The 5,765-nt window shown below is 68.7% G+C and carries 1 protein-coding gene and 1 pseudogene; one reads left to right on the forward strand and one right to left on the reverse strand.

Going from position 1 to position 5,765, the window contains the following annotated elements:
• Positions 1 to 1,144 precede the first annotated feature (1,144 nt).
• Positions 1,145 to 4,009, forward strand: coding sequence for a hypothetical protein (locus ACLJOU_RS46650; protein WP_410575741.1), 2,865 nt, complete (start codon positions 1,145 to 1,147; stop codon positions 4,007 to 4,009).
• Between the two features lie 1,158 nt (positions 4,010 to 5,167).
• Here the strand turns inward: ACLJOU_RS46650 and ACLJOU_RS46655 are convergent.
• A pseudogene (locus ACLJOU_RS46655) lies at positions 5,168 to 5,721 on the reverse strand (SAM-dependent methyltransferase).
• Positions 5,722 to 5,765 lie beyond the last annotated feature (44 nt).

Consider the following 5,765-nt stretch of genomic DNA (forward strand, 5'->3'; position numbering starts at 1 on the left):
GGAGGCCGCCATCGCCGGCTACCTGCGCTGGCGCAACCGCCACAGCCACCCCAAACGCCACTTCGCCGTCAACTCCAAGATCCGCCGACCGGATTACCTACCCAACGTTGCTTGATGCGGCACTAGTGTGTGTGCTGGGCCGACCGGGTGGCTGCCGCGACCGGTCGACAGGCAAAGCTATCGCCGCGAGTGCCGGGTGGCGGCACGTCGGCGCTGGTCGCGTCGACACGGGGCGTCCACCTTCCCGCTCGACCTCCGCACCCCGGTGCCGACGGGTCTCCAGCCGCGGAGTTGGAGGAACGCGCGAGTGACAGGCGGCCCACAATGTGCGACTCATGCTGAAGATATCCGCGTGCCTGCAATAGACGCAGGTCAGCGGCTTTTGCGTTACCGCCCACACGTCGGCTGGTGGCTTGAACGAAACGACACAGCCGGTGACTTCACTTCGGCCAATATCGAAGTAGGCAAGGGAGTGCACGAGGCAGACCTCGAACCCGGCATCCACTACTACCTGTTCGGCCACCTGGGAACCGGCGCGGCGGGCAGCAGAGGCACGGAACTGTCCACGGTGGACGCGCTGGGCGGACGGCGAGTAGCCAACGCCAGTGGTGCGGCCCGGTCGCCGCAGTCGCTTGGGAAGCCGCTCGGTCGACGTCGTTCGATCGCGACTCCTTTCACTTCATAAGCCTTCCGACTCTCCTTCACCTGTGGAATCGGTGAACGGGAACCGGCATGCGCAAGAGAATGTGCTGTACGTCATGCCGTTGTTCTCCAAAAGCGCCTGCCAACGGGAAACCCGACGTGAGTGCCCCTTGGGTTGCCCAAAGGGCCCTTCCGGGACCCTGCCAACGGCCTCGAGAATCCGTGTCGACGGATCACGGGGCGTGTTCACTGCGACACAGGGTGAGACGACCGATCGTTGAATCAGGTGGCGCAGAGTCACTGCGTCACCACCGGTGTTGCCGGGCGGCGGCGGAGCCGGGAGTCCACATCCGGATCGTTGCCTGCGCTGCGAGGTCGTGGACCGGCCTGGGAAGGGTTGCGGCGCTGCAGCCCCGACTGACTCCTGGTTTTCCAAGTGGCCCGTTGACCGCCGTCGTGACCGCCGGTCCGAGGGCACGGGCACATTCCGGATGGGGAGGCCGTGGTTCGGTTCGTCATGGAACTCCTGCGTTGGCTGTGGCGCAGGGTTCGTGATTTTTGTCCATTGTGGTTACAAGTGTTGGGGAGCATGGTGAGCAATCCTTTTGGTGGGTTGGCCTCGGGGTCGCGGGTGGTTTACGACGAGGGGGCCGGGGCGCACCTTTCGGCGAACGACGCCTCGTCGGCAGTCGAGCAGCTGGAATTCCCGAGTCTGACCGCGTTTCTGAACGCGTATCCGGCCAGCGCGGAGGATGCGGAATTGCTGGCGGTGCTGGTGCGCGGGGCGGCCTGGCCGGCCGAGGCGATGTGGCCGGAGTTGTGGAGCCTCAAGGGCCGGGGGGTGCTGGGCGAGGACGTCGTGGTGCGGTTGATCGGCTCGCTGTGGGGTGCGCAACCGGACCTGGCCAGGGTGGCCGTGGTGGGTGACCCGGAGGGGGTGGGGTTGCGGCTGGTGACCTCCTTCCCGGCGGTGTGGCCCGCTCTGGCACGGTGGGCGCACGCCAACGAGCTCGACGCGACCCGGATCGGCAGGTTGGTGTCGTTGCTGGTGGAGGCCTACGAGGGAGCTGCCGGCCAGGTGGTTGCCGCGATGTCGGTGCACGCCCCGGGCATGGCGGTGGTGGCGGCGAAGGCCGGGCTGCGGCGGCACGCGAAAGGTGTAGAGGTGCTCGCCTGCGCCGTCGCGGCGGCACCGCCCGCGGAGATGGGCACGGCGTTGGCGGCGTGGTTGACCAACGAGCCGGACGCGAGCGGCACGATCGGGCACGCGCTGGCCCTGGTACCGGACTGGCCCAAGGCCGGCGAGGTCCTACGGGCGATCACGTCGGCCACACCCGCGGACCGGTACCTGGCGTTGTGGCTGGCGATGTGGGCGAGGGCTGACGCGTCGGCGTTGCGGGCGTTGCTGGTCGCCGGACGGTCACAGCCGGACTGGCTGGGGGGCGTGGTGGCCGCGGCGGTAACTGCAGGGGTACCGCCCGAGGCTCTGATCAGCGGGATCCTGCAGCTCGATCCCCAGGCGACGTCCACGGCCGTCGCGGTGGTGCTCGCCCTGGCCGGCAGCCCCGAGCGCATCGCGGCGATGATCGGAGAACCACTGGATTCCTCTCCTGCCACGGCCACGGCGATCGTGGCCGCAGTGGCCGCCGCACCCGAGGAGATGACCCCCACCATCACGGCCCTGCTGGCCGCCCGACGACGGGAGGCGGTGGCGGCGATCCTGACCCGCATCCCGGTGAGCCAGGCCGCGATCGTGCTGGCACGGGTGAACTGGACACCCGCAGCGTTCGTCCGGCTCCTGCCCCGGCTGCAGGCCCACCACCCCGAGGCGTTCAAGCAACTGGTGGCCACGCTGAGCCCCACCACCCTGGCCACGGCGGGCTTGGCCCTGGCCAACACCGGCCAGTGGGTGCGCATCGCCACCCTCATCGCCGACCTCGAAACCGACGCGGGCGCTCTGGTCATCGCCACCGTCGCCGCCCATGACGCCGACGGCGGCGTGAGCATCGCCCTCGCTCTCGCTGATTCAGCCGGCCCGGAGGTCGCCGGACGACTGTTGACCACGGCACACGAGAAGTTCGGTCCGCAGCTGGACGCCGTTGCCGCGGTCCTGGCGCTCGGCGGTGACACGCCGGCACGCTCGCTGCTGGTCTCCGCTCTGGCCGGCATGCCCGCAGGTCAGGCCGGCGCCCTGCTCACCGGCATCCTCATCGACACCACCGGCCGAGCCGGGGACGCAGGAACGGCGGCCGACACCGGCGCCGCCCTGCTGCTCGCACTGCACCGCGCCGATCCCGACCGCGGCGCCGCCCTGCTGGCCCACATCCTCACGACATTGGCGCGACCAGGCCACAACCTCTGCGTTTCCCTGATCGACCGCATCCCGGACGGCTCCACCGCCCTGGCGGCCATGGCCTGCGCCGACGACACGCTGGCCGCAGCCATCATCACCACACTCGTGACCAACGACCCCGACGGGCACCTGCTCCAACGCCTCCGTGCGGCCCCCGGGGCCATCCTTCGCCCATCCGTCCTGAACGTCCTCGCCGCGAACCGCGACCACCTCGCCCACCTCCTCGCCACCCTGAACGTCCTCGACGACACCGACCTCCAACTCACCCTCCTGGCTGCACTTCCCGCCGATACCGCCCTCGACGTCCTCACGCACCCCGCGCTGGCCGGCCGACCCGTGGAAAGCCAGTACAAGCTCCTCGGTTTGCTGCTGGCCAAGGAACCCGAGCTCACCGAGGAGATCGTCACCGTGGCGTTCACGCGGCGGCGGGCGGCAGCCGCACCCCTGGTCGCTTGGCTGGCGCAGTCCGAGGACCAGAACACGTGGGCGCTGTTCTGCCGAGTCAGCACGCCGCAGACCCTCATCGGCCTTCTGCCGAACCTGGCGCCGGACTTGACAAGTTCGATCCTCCGGCGATTGGTGGCGACCGACGAGGCGTTCGTGATCAGCGCCATCGAGGTCGCCGCCGAGGAAGCGCCCTACATCGCGGCCAGGGCACTCGTCGAATTCGCCCCCGTCAGGGCGGCCGACCACCTGCTTCAACTGCCGGTCGACGCGGCAAGGCGCATCCTCGGCGAACTCAATTACACCCGCATGGTCCAAAGTGATCACTTCCTGACCCGGCTCGGGAACGGCAACCCCGCACTGATCGTTCCGGTCATCGCGTACCTCTCGCCCGAGAAGGCTGCCGAGATAATCTGCACGTTGAACGCCACTTCCCTCCAAGCGATCCGGCGAGACGTCCTCACCCGCGTGGTGCGGCGACTCGACGCTCGAGGCCGTGAGCGCATGGTCGGACGAATTGCCGGGATCGGCTTGGAAGAACTGGCCACCTACCTGGACAACGCCCGATAACCGGCACCGTGCGCACCCGCCGGGATCCTCGGCCGAACAGACCGTGCCTGGAGCCGACTGCATCGGCTTGACGGCGCCGGCTCGTCGTTGTCGGTGCGCAAGGATTCTCGGGGCAGAGCGAGACACCGGGAGGTGAGGCGGCGCCGCTTGGTGATCACGGGCTGGTGCCAGAACCGCCGCATCGGGCGCCTGAAGGGTTGCAAGGAGACGCGCCCTCTCCTTGCAACCCACACCGGGGCCGGTGAGCTCGAGCAACGCCAGGACCTCGTTCGGTGAGGCTTGTCGTGTTGCGCGGCCAACGGTCGCGTCCCGAAGATCTGCACCGATGGGCCACGATGCACCGATCGAACCACCTACGATCCGGCCTGCCGGTCCGCTGTCAGCCGATGGGGCGGTCACCTTGAGCCCGACGCCGCAGCCGGAGTTCCAACGTGGACAGGTCACGCGGACGGTATCGCGCCCGCCGTCGGCTCCGTACCACGACCGCGGCTGACCCCCCTGCTGGCACGGGAAAGTGCTCATCCGCACCGACCACCCGCCTGGGTGAGTCGAGTGTGGCCTGAAGTGACGGGCCGTCCGACCGGCAACTCCCCGTCCAGAGTGGCCTGGAGGCGGAGAAGTGGCCTGAACAGCGACGCTATGCGGTAAGCGTTTCGATGCAAGCGCCTGCACGCGCACCTTCGTGGGCGCGTTGGTCATCGGCCGCACAGCCGGTCAGTTGGAGCGCTGCCCCAGGCATCAGAAGTTGCACCGTGGTGAAGTTGCTGTGCGCGGACGTTGCCCGCGTGCGTTCTCCGTCGCAGTGACGACGTCCGGCCGGCCGGCGCGACGGGTTCTCCTTGCCGGTGATTGCTGACGCGTTGTCGGCCGGTGCGGGGCCAGGCCGATCATGTCCAATGGCCTGCCAAAGCGGAAACCGGTCCGCGTGAATCAATGAGCGGGCTCGATCAAGTGGAGCCCGGCAGTCGCCACTCGGCCGGGAACGTCGGTACGCGCCCGGTGGCGGCCCTTGCAGTGTCGACTAATCAGCGTGCGCCCTCGCAGGCAAGTCGTGAGGGGTAGCGGGCGTGTGGCAGGCTTGAAGGGGACGCCGGACACCGTTGCGGCGCCGCACGCCTGGCAACGGCGCACCATGAAGGGCGTGGCTTGGGTGAAAACTCAACGCTTGCGACCCACGCCGCCGTAGATGAAGGTCTCCGCCGCCGGGGCACCGGCCTCGTCGCGATTGCCCGCCGGCCGCCACGCCGAGCAGTCGACCAGGCCGGGCTCGACCAGCTGGAAGTCACCGAACAGCTCGAGCACCTTCGCGTGGGAACGCTCGTTGAGCTGGTCGGCGCTTCGGCTCTGCTTGATCGCGTCCGTTGCCACCGCCAGGCCGGGATCCCGGTTGTCGCCGCTGATGTGCGTGATGGCCAAGAAGCTGCCTGGAGGCAGTGCTTCGCGGAAGCGGGCCACGAGTGCCCAGGGATCGGCATCGTCCGGGAGCCAGTGCAGCATCATCAGCACCAACATCCCGATGGGCTGGTCGAAATCCAGCAGCCGACGGGTTTCCGGGTGGTCCAGGATCCACTCGGGGTCGCGCATGTCGGCGTGCACCACCGTGGCGAGGTCGTTGTCGGCCAACAACAGTTCGCTGTGCGCGACAGCGGTCGGGCCTTGTCGACGTACCCCACTCGCGCCTCCGGTGCGGCGCTTTGCGCAACCTCGTGCACGTTCGCCTCCGTGGGAATGCCGGAGCCGATGTCGAGGAACCGCC

The sequence above is a fragment of the Amycolatopsis sp. cmx-4-61 genome (assembly GCF_046548775.1).
Taxonomy (GTDB): domain Bacteria; phylum Actinomycetota; class Actinomycetes; order Mycobacteriales; family Pseudonocardiaceae; genus Amycolatopsis.